This window comes from Paractinoplanes pyxinae (genome assembly GCF_026626335.1).
GTDB classification, from domain to species: domain Bacteria; phylum Actinomycetota; class Actinomycetes; order Mycobacteriales; family Micromonosporaceae; genus Actinoplanes; species Actinoplanes pyxinae.
This window is the reverse complement of the sequence record NZ_JAPNTZ010000006.1, coordinates 203,606-223,019: the sequence shown is the minus strand read 5'-3', so window position 1 is coordinate 223,019 and position 19,414 is coordinate 203,606. Positions and strand designations below refer to the sequence as shown.

Here is a 19,414-nt window from a genome sequence, read left to right as displayed (position 1 = left end):
CATCAAGAACGGGGGCGGCCGGCTGGCCGCCCCCGTTTCGCTTGCCCGGAATCAGTCCACTTCGGCCACGGCCTGCGCGAACTGGGCGGAGTAGAGCGCCGCGTACGCGCCGTCCGCTTCGATCAGCGAGTCGTGTGTGCCCTGTTCGACGATCTGCCCGTTCTCCATCACCAGGATCACGTCGGCGTCGCGGATCGTCGACAGGCGGTGGGCGATCACGAACGACGTGCGACCCTCGCGCAGCGTGGCCATCGCCCTCTGGATCAACACCTCCGTACGCGTGTCGACCGAGCTCGTCGCCTCGTCGAGGATCAGGATGCTCGGCTCGGCCAGGAACGCCCGCGCGATGGTGATCAGCTGTTTCTGGCCGGCGCTGACGTTCGAGCCTTCCTCGTCGATCACCGTCTCGTAGCCGTCGGGCAGCATCCGTACGAAGGCGTCCACGTGGGCCGCCTCGGCCGCGGCCTGCACCGAAGCCATGTCGAACGAGTCGGCCCCGTACGCGATGTTCTCCGCGATCGTGCCGCCGAACAGCCAGGTGTCCTGCAGCACCATCCCGATCTCCTCACGCAGCTGCTCGCGGGGCATGGTGGCGATGTCCACCCCGTCCAGCCGGATGCGCCCCGAGTCCACGTCGTAGAACCGCATCAGAAGGTTGACCAGTGTGGTCTTTCCGGCACCGGTCGGTCCCACGATCGCCACCGTCTGACCGGGCGCGACGTCGAGCGACAGGTGCTCGATCAGCGGTTTGTCCGGCACGTACCGGAACGAGACGTCCTCGAAGCTGATCTGCCCGCGCACCCGGCCAAGATCAACAGCAGCCGGCGAGGGGGTTTGTTCGGGGGCGTCGAGCAGCGCGAACACCCGCTCGGCGGATGCGACACCCGACTGGATCAGGTTGGCCATCGACGCCACCTGGGTCAGCGGCTGACTGAACTGCCGGGAGTACTGGATGAAGGCCTGCACCTCGCCCAGCGACAGCGACCCCGAGGCCACCCGCAGACCGCCGACCACGGCCACCAGCACGTAGTTCAGGTTGCTGATGAACATCATGGCCGGCTGGATCAGCCCGCTGATGAACTGCGCCCGGAACGACGACGCGTACAGCTTGTTGTTGTGCTCGGCGAAGACCGACGACGCCTCGTCCTGCCGCCCGAACACCTTGACCAGCGAGTGCCCGGTGAACATCTCTTCGATGTGGCCGTTGAGCTTGCCCGTGGTGGCCCACTGGGCGACGAAGTTGGGCTGCGAGCGCTTGCCCACGGCCATCGTCACCAGGAACGAGACCGGCACCGTGACCAGCGCGATCAGCGCCAGCAGGGGCGAGATCCAGAACATCGCGCCGAGCACGCCGACGATCATCAGCAGAGACGTGACCAGCTGGGCGAACGTCTGCTGCAGGGTCTGGGCGATGTTGTCGGTGTCGTTGGTGGCCCGGCTCAGCACCTCGCCGCGCGGCTGCTGGTCGAAATAGGAGAGTGGCAGCCGGGACAGCTTGGCCTCGACCTGTTCGCGCAGGCGGTAGACCGCGGTCTGCACGACCGTGGCGGTGATCCGGCCCTGCAGCACGCCGAACACCCAGGCGAAGACGTAGACCAGCGCGACCCACATGAGCACGTGGGCCAGCCGGTCGAAGTCGATGCCCTGCCCGGGCGTGAAGTCGACCGCGCCGAGCAGGTCGGCCTGCGTGTTCTCGCCGCGGGCGCGCAGGGCGGCGATGGCCTCGGCCTTGGTCACGTTGCCGTCGACCATGCGGCCGACGACGCCGGCGAAGATGACGTCGGTGGCGTGGCCCAGCAGGTACGGGCCGATCACCGACAGGGCTACGCTGACCGCGCCGGCCAGCAGCACGAAGCCGACGAGCACACGCTGCGGCTTGAGCAGGCCGAGCAGGCGCTTGGTGGAGCCCTTGAAATCCTGAAGTTTCTCGGTCGGGGCCGGTCCGGCCATCGCGCGGACGGCCGGCGGACCTCCCATGGGCCTGGTCACGCGGCAGCCTCCTGGGCAGTGAGCTGCGAGAGGACGATCTCGCGGTAGGTCTCGTTGGTTTCCATGAGCTCGGCGTGGGTGCCGGTGCCGGCCACCCGCCCGTCGTCGAGCACCACGATCCGGTCGGCGTCGCGGATGGTGCTCACCCGCTGGGCCACGATGACCACGGTGGCGTCGGCGATGTGCTCGGTGAGGGCCGACCGGAGTGCGGCGTCAGTGGCGTAGTCGAGCGCCGAGAACGAGTCGTCGAACAGATAGATCTCGGGGCGGTGCACCAACGTACGGGCGATAGCGAGCCGCTGCCGCTGGCCGCCCGACACATTCGTGCCGCCCTGGGCGATCGGCGCGTCGAGCCCGCCCTCCATGCGCTCCACGAAATCGCGGGCCTGGGCGATCTCGAGGGCGGTCCACAGCTCCTCGTCGGTGGCGTCCGGATTCCCGTACCGCAGATTGGAACCGACCGTGCCCGAGAACAGGTAGGGCCGCTGGGGCACGAGACCGATCAGCCGCGACAGCAGCGCCGGGTCGAGCTCGCGGACGTCGATGCCGTCCACCAGAACCTGGCCCGACGTGGCGTCGAACAGCCGTGGCACCAGGTTGAGCAGCGTGGTCTTGCCGCTGCCGGTGCTCCCGATGATCGCGGTGATCTCGCCCGGCCGGGCGGTCAGGTCGATGTCGCTGAGCACGGCCGCCTCGGCGCCGGGGTAGTGGAAGCCGACGCCGCGCAGGTCGAGCCGGCCGTGTTCGGTGACCGCGGTGACCGGCTGCTTCGCCGTGACGACGCTCGACTCGGTGCCCAGCACCTCCTCGATCCGCTCGGCGCAGACCTCGGCCCGCGGGATCATCACGAACATGAAGGTGGCCATCATGATCGACATGAGGATCTGCATCAGGTAGCTGAGGAACGCGGTGAGCGCGCCGATCTGCATCGCGCCCGAGTCGATCCGGTGGCCGCCGAACCAGAGCACGGCGACGCTGGACAGGTTCACGATCAGCATGACGGTCGGGAACATCAGGGCCATCAGCTTGCCGACCTTGAGCGACACGTCGGTCAGCTCGTCGTTGGCGCCCCGGTAGCGCACCTGCTCGCGCTCGTCGCGGACGAAGGCACGAATGACCCGGATGCCGCTGATCTGCTCGCGCATCACCTGGTTGACCCGGTCGATGCGCACCTGCATCGTGCGGAACAGCGGGCGCATCCGCACGATGATCGCGCTGACCGTGGCCACCAGCACCGGCACGATCACCAGCAACAGCGACGACAGCGGAACGTCCTGCCGCAGGGCCAGCACGATGCCGCCGACGCACATGATCGGCGCCGAGACCATCAGCGTGAAGGTCATCAGCACCAGCATCTGCACCTGCTGGACGTCGTTGGTGGTCCGGGTGATCAGCGACGGGGCGCCGAACTGACCCACCTCGCGGGCCGAGAAGGTCTGCACCTGACCGAAGATCGAGGCCCGGACGTCCCGGCCCACCGCCATCGCCGTACGGGCCCCGAAGTAGACCGCGACAATCTGGGCCGCGATGCTGGCCAGCGTGATGGCGAGCATCCAGCCGCCGATCTTCATGACGTAGCCGGTGTCGCCCTTGACCACGCCGTTGTCGATGATGTCGGCGAACAGCGTGGGCAGGTAGAGCGTGGCCAGCGTCTGCAGGAACTGGAACAGGACGACGAGTGTGATTTCCCGCCGGTACGGGCGTAAGTAGTTACGAAGCAGTTTGATGAGCACTACTGGGTCCCCCGTCGGAGCAGTCCGTCGAGCAGCAGAGAGACTGTCTCTTCGCCGCTGAAGTTGTCCGGGTCGCCGAACGGCCCGTACGTGTTGGCGCCGCAGAACAGAAGCAGCAGCGACGCCACCGCCGCCGGTGGGCGGCGTAGCTGATCAGCGCCTTCCGTGATCACCTCGGTCAGCGCGGCGTGCAGGATCTCGCGGTTGGCGATCAGCTGTTTGGGCAGCTCGCCGGTGATGACCAGCTTGCGGGCCGCCGCCATGAGCTGGGCGTTCTCGAGGAACCGGGCGTGTATCAGCTCGGCCGCCTCGGCCAGGCGCTCGCGCAGCGGACGGGACCGGTCGATCGCGGCCAGGGCGGCCACGGTCCCCTCCGGGTCGAGCGCCTTGATCACCGAGCACACGACCAGCGACGTCTTCGTCTCGAAGACGCCGAAGATGGTGCCCTCGGCCACGCCGGCCGCCTGGGCGATCTGCCGGGTGCTGACGTCCACCCCGTGCTGGTGCAGCAGCGGGATGGTCGCGTCGATCAGGGCCGCGCGACGCTCCTCGGGCGCGAGCGCGGGCACACGTCGTCGCTTGTTCTCCACGGCGACCACTGTAATGAGCGAGCACTCACTCATCCACTGACATTTGTCATGGGTCACTCGGCCGATGTCGGCGGAAGGCTCAGGTTGCCGTACGGGTCGCCGATCGGTGCGCCCGTGCAGTCAGTCGAGATGGACGATCACACCGCCGAGTACTGGGCGCGTCAGCTTCGCATCGGCGCGGCCATCGCGGCGGTCGTCACCGCGATCGGTGGCCTCCGGATAGCCCTGGGCTGGGACGGCGTACAACGCTGGTGGTTGCTTCCGGTGATGCTGGCCGTCGCCTCCCAGGTGGCCATCTTCCCGCTGCCCTGGGCCCGCCTGGTGCGCGGCGAGCGCGCCCGGCGCTGGCTGAAGGCGTGGTGGCTGGCCGAGATGCCGGTGATGCTGCTGTTCGGCTGGGTCGACCCGGACGGCTGGATGCTCTACGTGCCCGCCGTCGTGCTGCTGCTGATCACGGCGGCCGCCCTGTGGTCACCCCGGTTCGTCATCGCCCTCGGCGTCATGTCGATCAGCGGGTACGCCCTGCTGCTGCCGGCCCGGGCCGGGGCCGACCTCGGCACCACGCTCGTGCTGGTCGCCATGATGTGCTGCATCGTGGGCCTGACCGCGCTCTACGCCAAGAGCCGCCGCTCGCTGGACAGCCGTCGCCGGCACGCCGAGCAGCGGGCCGAGACCTTGCTGGCCGCCTCGGCCGACGCGGTGATCGCCGTCAGCTCGGACAACCGGATCGTCTACGCCACCGAGTCGATCTCGCAGATGCTCGGCCTCTCGCGGCAGAGCCTGGTCGGCCGGCGCGTCGACGACCTGCTGACCGACGAGCAGGTGCAGCCGGCGCACGAGTTCTTCGACGCCCTGAACGCCCTGCCCCTCGGCCAGAGCCTGCGCATCGAGTCCCAGCTGCGCGGGGCCGACGGCCGGTGGGTGTACGTCGACGTCCTGGCCACCAACTGGGTCGACGATCCGGACGTCGAGGCCAGCGTGGTCAGCCTGCGCGACATCGGCGCCCGCCGCGAGCTCGAGGAGAAGCTGCACCAGCAGGCCTTCACCGACTCGCTGACCGGCATGCCCAACCGGGCCCTGTTCCGGCAGCGGCTGGACGAGGCGGTGACCGGCCACGAGGACCACCCGGTGACCGTGCTGCTGCTCGACCTGGACGACTTCAAGCTGGTCAACGACAACCTCGGGCACAGCGCGGGCGACGAGCTGCTGACCACGATCGCCGGTCGGCTGCGGCGGCACGTACGCCCGTCCGACGTGCTCGCCCGTCTCGGCGGCGACGAGTTCGCGATCATCATGCGCGACCTCGAACCCGGTGACGCGGCCGCGCTGGCGGAGCGGCTGGTCCGGACGATCCGCGAGCCGATCCGCCTCGGCAGCCGCGACATCACCTGCTCGCTGAGCATCGGGATCGCCACCTCCGTCCCCGGCGACGCCAACGGCGACCAGCTGCTGGGCAACGCCGACCTGGCCATGTACGCGGCCAAGCGGGCCGGCCGCAACGGCTACGCGATCTTCGACCCGACCATGACCATGTCGGTGCTCGAGGAGGCCCAGCTGCGCATCGACCTCGAGCACGCGCTGGAGCACGACGAGTTCGCCGTGCTCTACCAGCCCGTGGTCGACATGCAGACGCAGAGCGTCACCTCGGTCGAGGCGCTGGTGCGCTGGAACCACCCGCGCGACGGCCTGCTCGGGCCCTACCACTTCATCGCCGCCGCCGAGGCCAACGGCCTGATCGTGCCCCTGGGCCGGTGGGTGCTGCGCGAGGCGTGCGCGCAACTGGCTCACTGGCGGGCCGAGTCGCCCGCCGCGGCGAGTCTGAAGGTCAACGTCAACCTCTCGGCCCGGCAGTTCCAGTACGCCGGTCTGGTCGACGACGTCGCCGGTGCTCTCGACGATGCCGGCCTCGACCCCGCCTCGCTGACCCTCGAGATCACCGAGTCGATGCTGATGGAGGACATCGACACGGCCAAGCGGACCCTGCACGCTCTGCGCGAGTTGGGCGTACGGCTGGCAATTGATGATTTCGGCACCGGGTACTCGTCGCTCAGCTACCTCAAGCAGCTCCCGGTCGACGTGATCAAGATCGACAAGACGTTCGTTGACGACGTCGACACCGACGCCGACGACGTGGCCCTGGTCGACGCCGTGGCCGGCCTCGGGCAGGCGCTGAAGATGCAGACCGTGGCCGAGGGCATCGAGACCGACGCCCAGTGGGTGACCCTGCGCCGCCTCGGCATCGACCACGGCCAGGGCTACCTGTTCGGCCGCCCGGCCGACGCGCGGCAGATCCGCGCGCTGCTGGACGGGGTGAGGACCATCTCGGCTTGAACCGCATACCCTCACCCAGCGTGTACCTGGTGGTAGGTGCAACTCTGCGGTGAGGAAACAGCTGTGTCGGTCAACAAGCACGTACGCCGGATCGCCGGCGGGGTGGTCACCACCCTCGCCGCTCTGCTCGTCTTCCTGGCGCTGGTGCTGCCCGACCAGATCACCCGGCTCCCACCAGGCAACTTCTGGCTCACCGCCCTGATCCGGGTGCCGATCGAGGCGCTGCTGGCCGTGGCCCTGCTGCTCGCCCTGCCCGGGCGGGCCCGCCGGATCGCGGCCACCGTGCTCGGGGCGGTGCTCGGGGTGCTGACCGTACTCAAGGTCATCGACATCGGCTTCTACGCCGTGCTGGCCCGCCAGTTCGACCCGGTGCTCGACTGGGTGCTGTTCAAGGACGGCTTCAACTTCCTGATCGACTCCGTCGGTAAGGGCGGCGCGCTGCTCGCCGCGGCCGGTGCGGTGCTGCTCGCGGCGGTCACCCTCGTGGCGATGACGTTCTCGGTCCGCCGTCTCAGCCGGGTGATCGCGGCCCACCCCTGGCCCGTACGGGGAACGGTGTTGACCCTCTCGGCGGCCTGGGTGACGTTGGCCGTCATGAGTTTCCAGCTCGTCGGCGGCATCCCGGTGGCCAGCCAGAGCGCGGCCGAGCTGGCCCGCGACACCGTGCTCGCCGTGCCGCAGGACATCCAGGACCGCAAGGACTTCGCCCGCGAGGTGCAGGACGACGATTTCAAGAACCTGCCCGACGACCAGCTGCTGAGCGCCCTGCGCGGCAAAGACGTGATCATCGGCTTCGTCGAGAGCTACGGCCGCGACGCGGTCGAGAACCCGGAGTTCAATCAGCCGGTGCTCGCCCAGCTGCAGGCCGGGCAGAGCAAGCTGGCGGCCAAGGGTTTCGCGGCGCGCAGCGGCTACCTGACCTCGCCCACCTTCGGCGGCGGCAGCTGGCTGGCCCACTCGACGTTCCTGTCCGGCCTGTGGATCGACAACCAGAACCGCTACCGCAGCCTCGTCGCCACCGACCGCCTCACGCTGACCTCGGCCTTCAAGCGAGCCGGCTTCCGCACGGTCGGGTTCGAGCCCGGCGTCACGTTCGCCTGGCCCGAGGGGCAGTTCTACGGCTACCAGCAGATCTACGACTCGCACACGCTGGGCTACAACGGCCCCATGCTCAGCTGGTCGACCATGCCCGACCAGTTCGTGATGAAGCAGGTCCACGAGTACGAGTTCGGGAAGGCCAAGCGCCCGCCGCTGCTGGCCGAGGTGACGCTGACCAGCAGTCACACCCCGTGGACGCCGGTGCCGTCGATGCTGCCGTGGGACAAGATCGGCGACGGCCAGGTCTACGGACCGATGATCAACGGCGCTCCCAACGCGCAGCAGCTCTTCTCGGACGGCAAAAAGGTCAAGCAGGCGTACGCGGGATCGATCGCTTATTCGGTCGACAGCCTGATTTCGTACGTCGAGGAGTACGGCGACGACAACCTGGTGCTCGTGCTGCTGGGCGATCACCAGCCGGCCTCCGTGGTGGTCGGCTCGAACGCGACCAAGGACGTGCCCATCTCGGTGGTCGCCAAGGACCCCAAGGTGCTCGACCGGATCAACAGCTGGGGCTGGACCGACGGCCTCAAGCCGGCGCCGGACGCCCCGCTGTGGCCGATGAACGAGTTCCGCGACAAGTTCCTCACCGCGTACAGCCCGCAGGGCGAACCGCACTGACGCCGCGACCGGTGTCGCATGATCGACAACCGTCGACCCGTGCGTCAACTCCATTCTGTAACCAACTTCCGTCAAGATACGTCGTTGGTGGCGCGAGGGGGCGTCCACCAAGGACAAACGGGAGTTCTCGTGGAAGAGCGTCAGCGCGCGTCCCGCGCCGACAGTCTCAGGCTGACCCACATGCCACCGGTGCGCCCGCGCACCCGCCCGGCCGAGGCATCGCCACCACCTGGATCGCCACCGCCGCCGTCACCTCCGCCGGCCCGCCGCAAGTCGCGTAAGGCCTGGTGGGTGGCGGCGGGTGCGGTCGTCACCCTGGCCGCGGCGGGCGGCCTGATGGTCGCCTACCGGGCCACCACGGACGCGACGATCCCCGACCGGGGCGTCCCTCCGGTGGCGATTCCGACCGAGACAGTGGCCGGCGCCGACCCGGCGCCGGCGGTTTCGTCCGGCGCGTCGCGGCCGGTGGCCGTAGCCCCCGTTGCGTCGGCCAGTCGTGTGCCGTCGCGGTCACCTTCGGTGAGGACGTCGCCGCCGATCACCTCCCGCGCGAACCCGTCCCGGGCCAACCTGGCGTTGACCAGCACGCTGACCGCCAGCAGCAGCGAGGGCCCGCCCTGGCCGCCCGGCGACGCCGCCGACGGCGATCCCGAGTCCCGCTGGTCGAGCGGCTTCGCCGAACCCCAGTGGCTGCGAGCGGACCTCGGTTCCCGCCGGGTGGTCAGCGAGGTCACGCTGGTCTGGGAACACGCGTACGCCATCGCCTACCGCGTCGACGTCTCCCTGGACGGCCGGAAGTGGCGGACGGTCTTCTCCACCACGGCGGGCGCGGGCGGCACAGTCCGCGTCGACACCGGCGGCACGACCGCGCGCTACGTCCGCATGTACGGCACGAAGCGCTCCAACCAGTACGGCTTCTCCCTGTACGAACTAGAAATCCGCTAGGCGCTCGCCGAGGAACTGGTAGGCCCGCTCCCGCATTGCCGCGGTGAAGACATGGCCGGCGTCGTACATGGCCAATTCGACGCCCCGGCTGGCCGCGACCAGTTCCTCGGCCCCGCGGCTCCACTTGTCGGTGGCGCCGGCCGAGATGAGCAACGCTGTCCCGTCATAAGAGGCGATGACGTCCTCCAGATCGTGCTCGACGGCGAAGCCCGGCAGGACGAACTCGGCCTGCAGACCGGTGTCGTGCGAGTAGGAGCGCCGGAACGGGATGCAGCCGCAGTTCGAGACCGAGGCGATGATCCGCGGGTCGTAGGCCGGCGCCCACAACGCCATCCGGCCCCCGTACGAGTGCCCGAGGAAGCCGATCCGGCGCGGGTCGGCCTCGGGCCGCGAGGTCACGTAGTCCAAAGCGGTCGACACGTCGTGCAGGCAGGACGCGAGCAGGGTCCGGCCGTGCACAAGACGGGTGGAGAGCTCGAACCACGAGACGTTGGACTTGCCGTCCGGACTCCAGTTGCGCTCCTCGAAGCCGATCGCGTCGGGGGCGATGGTGACGAACCCGCGCTCGGCCAGTTCGGCCGCGTACGCCTGATCGGGGTCACCGGCCAGCCCGACGACCTCGCTCTTGCCGAGGTCGAAACGCGAGGCGTGCTGGTGATGACAGAACACGACCGGCGCCGGCCCGGCGAGATCGTGGGGAATGCAGACGTACGCCGAAACGCGCTCGTTCTCGCCGACGGAGTATCTGACTTTCTCGCGGGTGTAGCGGCCGCAGTCGACCCGCTCGAGCCGTTCCGCCGCGAGGGCGACCTTCGCCGGGGCGGGTCCCAGAAAGCCGGTGATCGGCATGCGTCTCCTCAGGGGTTGCCGCGGAGGTAGCGGGTGACCATGTCTACCAGTTCGCTTTCCAGGGTCCCGGCGGGAATCGTGCGGGGGTCGGCCATGTGCTTGTGGGTGTTCATCTCGATCGTGAAGGTGATCAGCTCGGCGGCGGTGGTGAGGTCTCGGACGGTGACGTCGGGGTGGCGGGCCAGCAGGTCGCGGACCTGGGCGACGCGGGTTCGTTCGTGGCGGTCGATCGTGTCGAGCAGTTCCCGCGACATCGGGGCCTGTTCGATCATGATGCGGAGCAGCTGCGGGTCGTCGTCGTGGTTGTCGATGGCGTCGCGGACCAGGGCTCGCACCAGCTGGCGCAGGCTGCCGGGGGAGAGGTCGAGCTGGTCGGCCTGCGCCAACGTGCCGCGGTCGATGTGCTGTACGAGCAACGCGGCGAGGATGGCGTCCTTGTTCGGGAGTGATCCCGCGCGTCAAGCTTCCGGCCACGCGCAGGATGATCACATTGGAGGTGCGCCGGCGCGAGGTGCTGTCGCCGGGCTTCGTGAGCGTGACGTTCGGCGGTCCGGGCGTCCGGGATCTCGTGGTGGCCGGGGCCGACCAGGCCGTGCGGCTGTTCTTCCCGCGGGCCGGGCAGACGGCGTTGCGGATGCCGACGGCCTCGTCCGAGGCGTGGATGGCCCAGGTGCTGCTGATGCCCAGGGCGACCCGCCCGTGGGTGCGCAACCTGACGATCCGGCGGGTGCGGCCGGCCGACGACGAGGTGGACATCGAATTCGCGGTGCACGGCGACTCGCCCATGTCGTCGTGGGTACGCGGTGTCGAGCCGGGCGATCAGGCCGGCCTCTTCGACATGGGCACCACCTACCGGCGGCCCGAGCATGCGGAAGCGCAACTGCTGGTCGGCGACGAAACCGCACTGCCCGCCATCCTGTCCATCTTGGACGGCACGCAATTGCCCACTGACGTCTATGTCGAGGTGGCGACGAGGGCGGACATCCGAGCCCTCGACCCGCGCTTGCATTGGCTGAGCCGCGACGACGGCGACCGGGCTCCGGAGGCCGTACGCCAAGCGACGCTGCCGTCGGTGCCCTTCTACACCTGGGTCGCCGGCGAGTCACGGCTGGCCACGTCCGTACGAAGGCATCTGGTCAACGACCGTGGCGTGGCCAAGCGCGACATCACGTTCATCGGCTACTGGCGTCAGGGCCGATCAGCCCCAGGCTAAAAAGCGGAACGAGGCGCTCCCCGCGGCCGGCAGAGCCGCGGGGAGCGCCATGACGAACGACTCGGGACCTAGTCGATCGTCGGGGGAAGGTTCCGGGCGGCCTTCAAGGCGGCGGCCGCGCCCGAATAGGGGTTGTAGGTGTAGGCGCGGGCCAGGGTGCCCGGCACCTTGAAGTACGACGCCGCCAGCTTGGCCGGGTCGGTGGCGATCTCACCGCGGGCGGGCACGTCGTTGCCGTCGTCCCAGCCCCACGGGGCGTTGGCCGAGTTGGTGCCGCACGAGTACGTGCCGACGCCGCAGCCGCCGGTGGTGTCGCCGGCGAACGTGCCCAGGTTGGCGAACAGGTTGGTGTTGTTGCGCTGCGCCCACAGGCCGCCGCCCGCGAAGATGTCGATCAGCTGGTAGCGCACGTCGCGGTCGTCGGGGCCGCTGGGCGACTCGGACACGCTCGCCGACGGGTAGTAGACGATGCCGTCACCGTCGATGTCGTACTGCGGCCACGCCTTGAGCCCGTGCCCGCCGCGCTCCTGCGCGGTCACCGGGTGCTGGAACGAGTCGTGCGGCGACGACTTGAGCTGCAGGGTGCCGTCGATCGTCTCGCTCCCGTTGGTCCAGTCGCTGCCGGTCGGGGCGTACGAGTAGAAGTCGCTGTGCGCGACGGTGACCGCCGCCTTCAGCTTGCCGTAGTCGGATCCGTCCTTCTCGACGATCTCGAGCACGCCCTCGCCGTCGTTCTCGTGCTCGGTCTCGAAGAACGGGTGGTCGATCCAGTCGCGCGGGTGGAAGAAGAAGTAGGTCAGGTAGTAGTGGCTGCTGGTCTCGAGCACCGAGTAGTACACCGCGGCGGCAGTGTTCTTCCCGGTGTTGTCCCAGTTGTCGCGCCCGTTCAGATTGCCGTCGAAGTCGTAGCGGGTAATGAAGTCGCTCTTGCCGCCCAGCGCGTGGCTGCCGGTGGCGTCCACGTCCTGGTAATGGATCGGCGCCCAGCGCAGCGCCAGCTCGGCCCGGCCCGGTGCGGCGTGTGCCGGCGCCGCCAACCCGGCTGCCACCAGCATCCCGGCCCCGACGGACGCGATCACGCGACCAATGCCCATGCCTACCTCCCAGAGATTGATGATCGTAAATCTAAGGGGGGTGGATGGACGAGAGGCGAAGACAAAATTTCCGGTACGCGGCGGATAGGCTGGTGCCTGTGTTCAAGGTTGATCTAGGCGGGGGCGCCGAACTCCGTCCGTTGGAGCCGTGGCAGGCCGAGGAATTCCTGGCGCACATGGACCGGGCGCGGTCGTTCGTCGACCCGTGGATCGCCTGGGCCAGCCGCAGCACGACGCTCGAGACGGCGACGAAAACCCTTCAGCAGTACGCGGACATGCAGGCGCGCGGCGAAGGCCGGATTCTCGGCATCTGGCTCGACGACGTTCTGGTCGGCGGCGTGATGGCGTTCCGATGGGACACGTACGCCGACGCTTGTGAAGTTGGCTGCTGGCTCGAAGAGGCGGGCACCGGCCGGGGGCTGATCACCAAGGCGGCCGGCCGGCTGATCGACTGGCTGTTCACCGAGCGCGGCATCCAGCGGGTCGAGTGGCACTGCCGTCCCGACAACGTGGCCAGTTCGAACGTGGCCCGCCGGCTCGGCATGAAGCACGAGGGCACGCTGCGCAGCAACTTCCCGTGGCAGGGTGTGCGCCACGACAGTGAGGTCTGGGCCGTCCTCGCGCCCGAATGGGCGTACCCGAATTAACGGGCCCGCTCTCACTCACCGCACCGAGAACGGCCGCGACGAGCCGGTGCTGGTGTGGCGGCTGCCCGAGCCGGTGCTGGCCATCTCGTCGGCCGTGCTCGGCGGCGGCATCGGCCCGTGCGGCTGGGTGATCAACGGCACCGTTCCCATGTCGTACGACCGTGACGATCCCGCCGATCACCTGGCCGGCATCGCGGCCGGGCTCGGACTGAGCGGACCCGGCGTCGGCCTGCTCACCGGCGTCGACGTGTCCGAGGTCGTCGCCACGCAGGACACCGGTGTGCGGCTGTGGGCGACGGTCGGTCTGGGCGTGCCGATCCGGGCAGCCGCCCCGGCCGAGACCATCACACCGTACGTGGGAACGGTCAATGTCGTCGCCTGGGTGCCGGTTCGGCTCAGCGCGGGCGCCCTGGTCAACGCCGTGGCCACGATCACCGAGGCCAAGGCGCAGGCGATCCGCGACCTCGGCTGGGATGCGACCGGCACACCGACCGACGCCGTCTGCGTGCTCTGTCCATTTCTAGAGAATGAAGAGGAATACGCCGGACCGCGCTCGACCTGGGGCGCCCGGCTGGCGCGCGCGGCCCACCAGGCGGTGCTCAGTGGTAGGTCAGCTCCCCAGCCTCGATAGCGGCCGTGATCGTGTTCTCCGGCGGGGCCAAAGGGCACAGGTAGGCGTCGTTGTAGGCGCAGGACGGGTTGTAGAGGTAGTTGAAGTCGAGCCGGACCCGGGTGTCGGACAGGATCTGCAGCCCGCGCCCGAAGGTGCCCTTGACCGTGTCGGTGAGGTAGCGCCCACCGCCGTAGGCGCCCTTGCCGCAGGTCGCGTCGCGCACCGGCACGAACAGCCCGCCGCCGTAGGCCTCGATCCACCACAGCGACAGCTCACCGAACGGCGACTCGATGACGCCGGCCCGGTTGTAGTGCACGACCCCGTCGGGACCGCCGGTGTCGATGTCGATCGAGCCGGACGCCGTACGCACATCGGCCTCGACGATGAACTCGTCGTTGCGCGGCAGGTAGTTCAGGCCGGTGAAGGCCGCCCGCTCGTCTTCCGGAATCGCCGACTGCGGGTGGGTGCCGAACAGTTTGTCGCGTTCGGCGCGGAACTCCTCGAGGCTCGTGTCGGCCAGGTACATCCGCGCGACCGTGGCGCGGTAGTCGGTCAGCTCGAGTGCCTGCATGCCTGTCAATCTAGGCGGCGATCATGCGTTGCGCGGCGTGATGAATGCCTCACGCATCATTCTCCCGCGATCCGCCATTCGTGCCCCGGCACCTCGATCTCCGACCCGTCGACCACGAAGCGCTGCGGCTCGTCGCCCACGTTCAGCAGCGTGACGAGGCGGCAGTCGCCGTCCGCCGACACGAGAGCGACCGCCGTGTTGGTCAGCTGCTCGGCCGTCGTGCGGGCCCGGACGAGCCACGGGTGCCGCCGCCGGACGCTGATGAGCCGCTGGTGCAGGTGGAAAGTCGGCCAGCCGTACGGGGCCAGGCTGTCGCGAGACTCGGGGAAGGCGGGCCGCACGGCGTCGTCGCCACCTTCCCGGTCCTCCTTGACGCCCTGGAAGCTCTGCTCGTCGCCGTAGTAGATGCTCGGCACGCCGCCGACGGTGAACAGCACGGCCAGCGCGTGCCCGAGGTGCCGCTCGTCGGTGAGCTTGCTGGCGATCCGGGTGACGTCGTGGTTGCCGACGAAGGTGAGCGGCAGCCCGGCCTCGAGCACCTCGTTGTTGCGCTTGAGGGCCCACGCCAGCTCGTAGAAGTTGCCGTCGTTGAGGCTGCTCCAGATGGCCTTCCACAACTCGTACTGGGTGATCGAGTCGAGCCCGCTCTCGCGCAGGAACGTCACGTAGTCGCCCTGGATGATCTCGCCGGTGAACCAGGCCTCGGGCCGGTTCTGGCGCACCCGATCCACGGCGGCCTTCCAGAAGGCGGGCGGCACCCCGTAGGCGACGTCGAGCCGCCACGCCGTGGCGCCCCGGCCGAGCCAATGGTCCATTACGCGTACGACGTAATCGAGCACTTCGGGTTCGTCGTGGTTCAGCTCGACCAGAGAGCCGTGCCCCTCGAAGACCGCCCGCTCGCCCGACGGCGTCAGCTTGAACCAGTGCTCGGGCGCCTGGAAACTGCGCCCGACATGGTTGAAGACGCCGTCCAGCATGACCTGCAGCCCGCGCTCCTGGCAGGCGGCGATGAGCGCGTCGAAGTCGGCGTCGTCGCCCAGCCGCGGATCGATCCGGAAGTGGTCGGTGGTGTCGTAGCCGTGCGTCTCCGAGGCGAAGATCGGCCCCAGCTGCAGCCCGTTGACCCCCAGTTCGACCGCGTAGTCGAGCCAGCCGGTGAGCCGCCGCACCCCGCCCCCGAACCCCAGCGGATAGACGTGCCACCAGATCACATGGTCGACCCACTCGCGCATCCGCTCACTATGCCCCCGGCCCGGGTCCGCGTAACGTCCGGACCATGGACTCGGCGAGGCTGCGGAACGTCTACGAGGATCTGCACCGGCACCCCGAACTTTCGTTCCAGGAACATCGGACGGCTGGGGTCGCGGCGGGGTGGCTGCGCGATTGCGCGTACGAAGTAATCGAGGGCATCGGCGGAACCGGCGTGGCCGGGGTGTTGCGTCGCGGCGACGGCCCGGTCGTTTGGCTGCGCGCCGACATGGACGCGCTGCCCGTCACCGAAGAGACCGGCCTGCCCTACGCCAGTACGGTCGACGGGGTGTCGCACGCCTGCGGCCACGACATGCACGTCACCTGGCTGATGGGCGCGGCCGCCGAACTGGCCTCGGCCACCGACTGGCACGGCACGGTGGTCACGGTCTTCCAACCGGCCGAGGAGCTGGCCAAGGGCGCGCAGGCCATGGTCGACGACGGCCTGGCCGACCGCGTGCCCCGGCCCGGCATCGTGCTCGGCCAGCACGTGGCGCCGCTGCCGGCGGGCAGCATCGGCCTGACGCCGGGCCCGATGTGGGCCGCGTCCGACTCGTTGCGCATCACCATCCACGGCAGCGGGGGCCACGGCTCGAGGCCGGAAACCACGGTCGACCCCGTGGTGATAGCCGCCGCCACGGTGCTGCGGCTGCAGACGATCGTCTCCCGCGAGGTCTCGTCGAACGAAACAGCGGTGGTCACCGTCGGAGCGGTCCAGGCCGGTACGAAACACAACATCATTCCGGACACCGCCACCCTGCTGCTCAACATCCGCACGTACGACCCCAAGGTGCGCGACCGCGTGCTGGCCGCCATCAATCGGATAGTCGTCGCCGAGGCCGCCGCCGCCGGCGCACCCCGCGACCCGGCAATCGTGATCGAGGAATCCGCGCCCACGCTGACCAACGACGTGGCCGCCGCCGAACGCACCCGTCCCGCGCTGGAGTCGGTGGTCGGAGCGGCCCGAGTGCTGAACCCGGGCCAGCTGCCGAGCAGCGAGGACGTCCAGGTGCTGGCCACCGCCACCGGTGCCCCCATCACGTACTGGCTGCTGGGCGGGGCCGATCCCGCCCTCTACGCGGGCGCCGCCACCATCGAGGACTTCCTGGAGGTGGCCGCGAGGATCCCGTCCAACCATTCCCCGCACTACCACCCCGTCCCCGACCCCACCATCACCACCGGCGTGGCCACGCTGACCGCCGCCGCCCGCGAATGGCTCACCTGACCGGGAGCGCAAGTGGGGTGCCTCAGCGGCGTCGGTGCAGTGGCGCCTGCGCAGATGGGCTTTGCCATGGCCGGGTGGCGCTGAGCAGGCCCGTCAGTTCGCGCATCGCTTGGTAGAGCTGGGTTCTGACGGTGTCGTGGGGGATTCCGAGCTGCTGGGCGGCCTCGCGGGTGGTGCGGCGGCGGAAGTACGTGGCGACCAGGATGTCGCGGTGGTGGGGGGAAAGGGCGCGGAGCAGCTGATCGGCCGGAGGGGCGGCTTGTTTGATCGGCATGACTGCCACTCTGGGTCACCAAGGCGGGCCAACTCCAGTGAGCATCTGCGGCGTAGTCGGCCCGTTACCGGCGGGCCACGGCGTCGATCCTAAATGTCACATATAGCCTGAATCTCATGAAGATGCGTTCCACAGTGCTGGCGGCACTTGTCCTCCTCTCGTCAGTGGCCGCCGGGAGCCGCCCGGCGTTCGCCTCCGACGACGTGTCGCGGGAGAGCGTGCAGGTCAGCGGCCAAGGCGTGGTGTTCGGCCGGCCCGACCGGCTCGACGCCAGCTTCGGCGTCGAGACCAGCGCGCCCACGGTCGGCGCGGCCCTGAAGGTCGCCAACGCGGCCGGCGCCCGCATGCGCGACTCGCTCGTCAAGGGCGGGGTGGCCAAGGCCGACCTGCAGACGTCCAACGTCACCATCAGTTCGACCCGCAAGGACGACGGCGCCATCACCGGCTACACCGTCACCCAGGGCCTCACCGCGAAGATCCGGAAGCTGGCGCAGGGCGGCGCGCTCATCTCGGCCGCCGTCACCGCCGGCGGCGACGCGGCCCGGCTCAACGGCGTGTCGTTCGCCATCGAGAACGACACCGCGCTGCTCGCCGAGGCCCGCAAGAAGGCGTTCGCCGACGCCCGCGCCAAGGCCGAGCTCTACGCCCGCGAGGCCGGCCGCCCGCTCGGCCGCGTCGTCAAGGTGAACGAGTCCAACCCGACGTACTGGGGCGGCGCGGCCGCCGGCCAGGACCGCTTCGCCGCCGCCGACGCCCCGGTCCCGCTGGAGCCGGGCCGCCAGCAGCTCACGGTCACCGTCACGGTGGAGTGGGCCCTCGACCCCAAGTAGCTAAAGCAGACTCGTCAGGTCGGCGTCCGGCCCGACGGTTTCGAGGCCGTGCTCGAACTCCTCGCGCACGGCCTCGACCGTGTCGTCCTCCCCAAGCACCTCGGGCACGTCGTTGCTCAGCTCGAACTGCTCGAGCATGTCGTACGCCTCGCCCAACGTCTCCGCCCCCATGTTCCGCGCCCACCGCAACGTGTTCAGGGCACCGGCCGACGGCGAGAATTCCTCATCCCAGAAGTCGCTCACGTAAGCCATCATGTCCGACGTGACCCCTGCGCCCGACGTTCATGTGCAACCGGATGGCGCCGCCATCAAGATTTGGTTCAAGTTCGTGCCGCGGCCGGGCTACCTGCCCTATGACACTGAGGGTTTGTGGGCAACGGGCACCAGCCCGGACACGGCCCGCATCGACAACGTGCCGTTCCTGCAGGACGGCATCGCGCAAGGGGACGTCGTCCGCTTCCGGACCGACGCCGAGGGCCGGCATTGGGCCCTGGAAAGGGTGCGACCCTCCGGCCACTGCGTGATTCGGGTGCTGCCGATCCCGTCCGGTCCTCTGGGCCGAAGCGCCGCGGAGGTGCACGCACGCATCGGCCTGGGCGGCGAAACCTTCGGACCGGAATTCCCGCTCGTGGCGTTCGACGTACCCGCCGACGCCGACTTCGCCGGGATCAAGCGGCTTCTCGCCGAGGGGCAGGCCGGCGGCTGGTGGCATTCCGAAGTGGGCTGTGGAAGCGACCGCTGGTGGGATGCGTAAGCCGCTAGCCGGTTCGGATGGTCATGTGTTCGCCGGGGCGGGCGAAGATGCTGAGGATCTCGGTGGGCTCGTCGCCGGTGCTGCCGAACCAGTGGGGGTGGCTGGTGTCGAAGTCGGCCACCTCGCCGGGGTTGAGGGTCCAGTCCTTGCCGTCGAGGATCAGGCGCATGTGGCCGGACAGAACGTAGATCCACTCGTGGCCGTCGTGGGCGCGGAGGTGCGGGTCGGTCAGGTCGGCCGGGATGACGATTTTCCACGCCTGCATGCCGTCCGGGGCGCGGGTCAGCGGGATGACCGTTCTTCCTTTGACCCGGCCCGGTTTGAGGCGGATCCGCGGATCGCCGACCTCGGGGGCGCCGACGAGATCGTCGAGGGGGACGCCGTACGCGAGGGAAAGCGCAAGCAGCAATTCCAGAGTGGGCCGACGCCGGCCGTTCTCGAGGCGTGACAGGGTGCTTTTCGAGATGCCGGTGGTCTTTTCGAGGGCGGCCAGCGTGATCCCGCGCCGCGCGCGCAGGTGTCGCAGTCGCGGCCCGACCTGGTCGAGCGCGGCGGCGATGGCGTCCCTCACGAGGCTCATCCCACTCCGGTTTCCCGGGAAACGGCAACGTTCGTTGGCCCGGGCCTTTCCCGCGCTCAGCCTGAAGCCATGACAACCATCGACCTGAGGAAGACCGCTCGCCTGGCCGGCGTCTTCTACCTGCTGTCCTTTGTCTCGATTCCCACCCTTTCCCTGTACGGGCCGGTCCACGACACCGGTTACGTCGGGGCACCCATCCGGACGGCTCT

The 19,414-nt window shown here is 69.3% G+C and carries 20 protein-coding genes; 9 read left to right on the top strand and 11 right to left on the bottom strand.

The genetic code is table 11. The features are described 5' to 3' along the window. Positions 1-51 precede the first annotated feature (51 nt). Genes OWR29_RS18235 through OWR29_RS18225 form a run of 3 tightly spaced genes read right to left on the bottom strand, consistent with a single transcriptional unit; the run spans position 52 to position 4,312 of the window. Positions 52-1,977: an ABC transporter ATP-binding protein gene (locus OWR29_RS18235; protein WP_438872624.1), complete on the bottom strand. Its 1,926-nt coding sequence runs from the start codon at positions 1,975-1,977 to the stop codon at positions 52-54. Positions 1,978-1,985: 8 nt separating this feature from the next. After that, entirely contained in the window at positions 1,986-3,722 is a 1,737-nt protein-coding gene (locus OWR29_RS18230; protein ID WP_267564095.1) for an ABC transporter ATP-binding protein, read from the bottom strand. Further along, the gene (locus OWR29_RS18225; protein WP_267564094.1) at positions 3,722-4,312 is read right to left on the bottom strand and encodes a TetR/AcrR family transcriptional regulator; all 591 of its coding nucleotides are present in this window, start codon (positions 4,310-4,312) and stop codon (positions 3,722-3,724) included. Before OWR29_RS18225 ends, OWR29_RS18230 begins: the two co-directional genes overlap by 1 nt. A gap of 129 nt (positions 4,313-4,441) precedes the next feature. Between OWR29_RS18225 and OWR29_RS18220 the strand changes: the two genes are divergently transcribed. The 3 genes from OWR29_RS18220 to OWR29_RS18210 all read left to right on the top strand — a co-directional run bounded on the left by OWR29_RS18220 (position 4,442) and on the right by OWR29_RS18210 (position 9,307). Further along, on the top strand, positions 4,442-6,643 hold the full coding sequence (locus OWR29_RS18220; RefSeq protein ID WP_267564093.1) for a putative bifunctional diguanylate cyclase/phosphodiesterase: 2,202 nt from the start codon (positions 4,442-4,444) through the stop codon (positions 6,641-6,643). A gap of 63 nt (positions 6,644-6,706) precedes the next feature. Continuing rightward, positions 6,707-8,362, top strand: coding sequence for a sulfatase-like hydrolase/transferase (locus tag OWR29_RS18215; protein ID WP_267564092.1), 1,656 nt, complete (start codon positions 6,707-6,709; stop codon positions 8,360-8,362). Between the two features lie 180 nt (positions 8,363-8,542). Beyond that, complete coding sequence (locus OWR29_RS18210) at positions 8,543-9,307, top strand: discoidin domain-containing protein (protein WP_267564091.1); 765 nt, start codon at positions 8,543-8,545, stop codon at positions 9,305-9,307. Here the strand turns inward: OWR29_RS18210 and OWR29_RS18205 are convergent. Then, positions 9,293-10,156, bottom strand: a complete 864-nt coding sequence (locus OWR29_RS18205) for a dienelactone hydrolase family protein (RefSeq protein WP_267564090.1) — start codon at positions 10,154-10,156, stop codon at positions 9,293-9,295. The two genes, OWR29_RS18210 and OWR29_RS18205, sit on opposite strands and share 15 nt — an antisense overlap. Positions 10,157-10,164: 8 nt before the next feature. Beyond that, on the bottom strand, positions 10,165-10,572 hold the full coding sequence (locus OWR29_RS18200) for a hypothetical protein (RefSeq protein WP_267564089.1): 408 nt from the start codon (positions 10,570-10,572) through the stop codon (positions 10,165-10,167). A gap of 65 nt (positions 10,573-10,637) precedes the next feature. Between OWR29_RS18200 and OWR29_RS18195 the strand changes: the two genes are divergently transcribed. After that, on the top strand, positions 10,638-11,369 hold the full coding sequence (locus OWR29_RS18195; RefSeq protein ID WP_267564088.1) for a siderophore-interacting protein: 732 nt from the start codon (positions 10,638-10,640) through the stop codon (positions 11,367-11,369). 68 nt (positions 11,370-11,437) lie between these two features. On the opposite strand, the gene OWR29_RS18190 is transcribed toward OWR29_RS18195, so the two are convergent. After that, the gene (locus OWR29_RS18190) at positions 11,438-12,463 is read right to left on the bottom strand and encodes a hypothetical protein (protein WP_267564087.1); all 1,026 of its coding nucleotides are present in this window, start codon (positions 12,461-12,463) and stop codon (positions 11,438-11,440) included. Positions 12,464-12,561: 98 nt separating this feature from the next. On the opposite strand from OWR29_RS18190, the gene OWR29_RS18185 reads away from it, so the two are divergent. Together OWR29_RS18185 and OWR29_RS18180 are read left to right on the top strand one after the other, a co-directional pair. Then, on the top strand, positions 12,562-13,110 hold the full coding sequence (locus tag OWR29_RS18185) for a GNAT family N-acetyltransferase (protein WP_267564086.1): 549 nt from the start codon (positions 12,562-12,564) through the stop codon (positions 13,108-13,110). Next, positions 13,106-13,741, top strand: coding sequence for an adenosylcobinamide amidohydrolase (locus OWR29_RS18180; protein WP_267564437.1), 636 nt, complete (start codon positions 13,106-13,108; stop codon positions 13,739-13,741). Before OWR29_RS18185 ends, OWR29_RS18180 begins: the two co-directional genes overlap by 5 nt. On the opposite strand, the gene OWR29_RS18175 is transcribed toward OWR29_RS18180, so the two are convergent. Further along, the gene (locus OWR29_RS18175; RefSeq protein ID WP_267564085.1) at positions 13,710-14,294 is read right to left on the bottom strand and encodes a DUF1684 domain-containing protein; all 585 of its coding nucleotides are present in this window, start codon (positions 14,292-14,294) and stop codon (positions 13,710-13,712) included. The two genes, OWR29_RS18180 and OWR29_RS18175, sit on opposite strands and share 32 nt — an antisense overlap. Before the next feature lie 56 nt (positions 14,295-14,350). Next, on the bottom strand, positions 14,351-15,526 hold the full coding sequence (locus tag OWR29_RS18170) for an alpha-amylase family protein (RefSeq protein WP_267564084.1): 1,176 nt from the start codon (positions 15,524-15,526) through the stop codon (positions 14,351-14,353). A gap of 44 nt (positions 15,527-15,570) precedes the next feature. Here OWR29_RS18170 and OWR29_RS18165 point away from each other — a divergent pair, with 44 nt between their 5' ends. Beyond that, a complete protein-coding gene (locus OWR29_RS18165) occupies positions 15,571-16,767 on the top strand; it encodes an amidohydrolase (protein WP_267564083.1) in 1,197 nt (398 codons plus the stop codon). A 22-nt stretch (positions 16,768-16,789) separates the two neighbouring features. Here the strand turns inward: OWR29_RS18165 and OWR29_RS18160 are convergent, their stop codons facing one another. Next, positions 16,790-17,041 (bottom strand): sigma factor-like helix-turn-helix DNA-binding protein, encoded by a 252-nt coding sequence (locus OWR29_RS18160; RefSeq protein ID WP_267564082.1) that lies wholly within the window; start codon positions 17,039-17,041, stop codon positions 16,790-16,792. Positions 17,042-17,157: 116 nt separating this feature from the next. Here OWR29_RS18160 and OWR29_RS18155 point away from each other — a divergent pair, with 116 nt between their 5' ends. After that, the gene (locus tag OWR29_RS18155) at positions 17,158-17,871 is read left to right on the top strand and encodes an SIMPL domain-containing protein (protein WP_267564081.1); all 714 of its coding nucleotides are present in this window, start codon (positions 17,158-17,160) and stop codon (positions 17,869-17,871) included. On the opposite strand, the gene OWR29_RS18150 is transcribed toward OWR29_RS18155, so the two are convergent. Then, positions 17,872-18,123, bottom strand: a complete 252-nt coding sequence (locus tag OWR29_RS18150) for a hypothetical protein (protein ID WP_267564436.1) — start codon at positions 18,121-18,123, stop codon at positions 17,872-17,874. A 1-nt stretch (position 18,124) separates the two neighbouring features. On the opposite strand from OWR29_RS18150, the gene OWR29_RS18145 reads away from it, so the two are divergent. After that, complete coding sequence (locus OWR29_RS18145) at positions 18,125-18,625, top strand: DUF4265 domain-containing protein (protein WP_267564080.1); 501 nt, start codon at positions 18,125-18,127, stop codon at positions 18,623-18,625. 4 nt (positions 18,626-18,629) lie between these two features. Here OWR29_RS18145 and OWR29_RS18140 read toward each other — a convergent pair whose 3' ends face one another. Beyond that, entirely contained in the window at positions 18,630-19,205 is a 576-nt protein-coding gene (locus tag OWR29_RS18140; RefSeq protein WP_438872611.1) for a helix-turn-helix domain-containing protein, read from the bottom strand. Between the last annotated feature and the right edge of the window lie 209 nt (positions 19,206-19,414).

Bases quoted from the DNA above. Each gene is read 5' to 3' on its own strand.
- OWR29_RS18235 (WP_438872624.1), bottom strand. From the start codon at position 1,977: ATGGGAGGTCCGCCGGCCGTCCGCGCGATGGCCGGACCGGCCCCGACC.
- OWR29_RS18220 (WP_267564093.1), top strand. From the start codon at position 4,442: ATGGACGATCACACCGCCGAGTACTGGGCGCGTCAGCTTCGCATCGGC.
- OWR29_RS18210 (WP_267564091.1), top strand. From the start codon at position 8,543: ATGCCACCGGTGCGCCCGCGCACCCGCCCGGCCGAGGCATCGCCACCA.
- OWR29_RS18205 (WP_267564090.1), bottom strand. From the start codon at position 10,156: ATGCCGATCACCGGCTTTCTGGGACCCGCCCCGGCGAAGGTCGCCCTC.
- OWR29_RS18195 (WP_267564088.1), top strand. From the start codon at position 10,638: ATGATCACATTGGAGGTGCGCCGGCGCGAGGTGCTGTCGCCGGGCTTC.
- OWR29_RS18190 (WP_267564087.1), bottom strand. From the start codon at position 12,463: ATGGGCATTGGTCGCGTGATCGCGTCCGTCGGGGCCGGGATGCTGGTG.
- OWR29_RS18175 (WP_267564085.1), bottom strand. From the start codon at position 14,294: ATGCAGGCACTCGAGCTGACCGACTACCGCGCCACGGTCGCGCGGATG.
- OWR29_RS18170 (WP_267564084.1), bottom strand. From the start codon at position 15,526: ATGCGCGAGTGGGTCGACCATGTGATCTGGTGGCACGTCTATCCGCTG.
- OWR29_RS18165 (WP_267564083.1), top strand. From the start codon at position 15,571: ATGGACTCGGCGAGGCTGCGGAACGTCTACGAGGATCTGCACCGGCAC.
- OWR29_RS18160 (WP_267564082.1), bottom strand. From the start codon at position 17,041: ATGCCGATCAAACAAGCCGCCCCTCCGGCCGATCAGCTGCTCCGCGCC.
- OWR29_RS18155 (WP_267564081.1), top strand. From the start codon at position 17,158: ATGAAGATGCGTTCCACAGTGCTGGCGGCACTTGTCCTCCTCTCGTCA.
- OWR29_RS18150 (WP_267564436.1), bottom strand. From the start codon at position 18,123: ATGGCTTACGTGAGCGACTTCTGGGATGAGGAATTCTCGCCGTCGGCC.
- OWR29_RS18145 (WP_267564080.1), top strand. From the start codon at position 18,125: ATGTCCGACGTGACCCCTGCGCCCGACGTTCATGTGCAACCGGATGGC.
- OWR29_RS18140 (WP_438872611.1), bottom strand. From the start codon at position 19,205: ATGAGCCTCGTGAGGGACGCCATCGCCGCCGCGCTCGACCAGGTCGGG.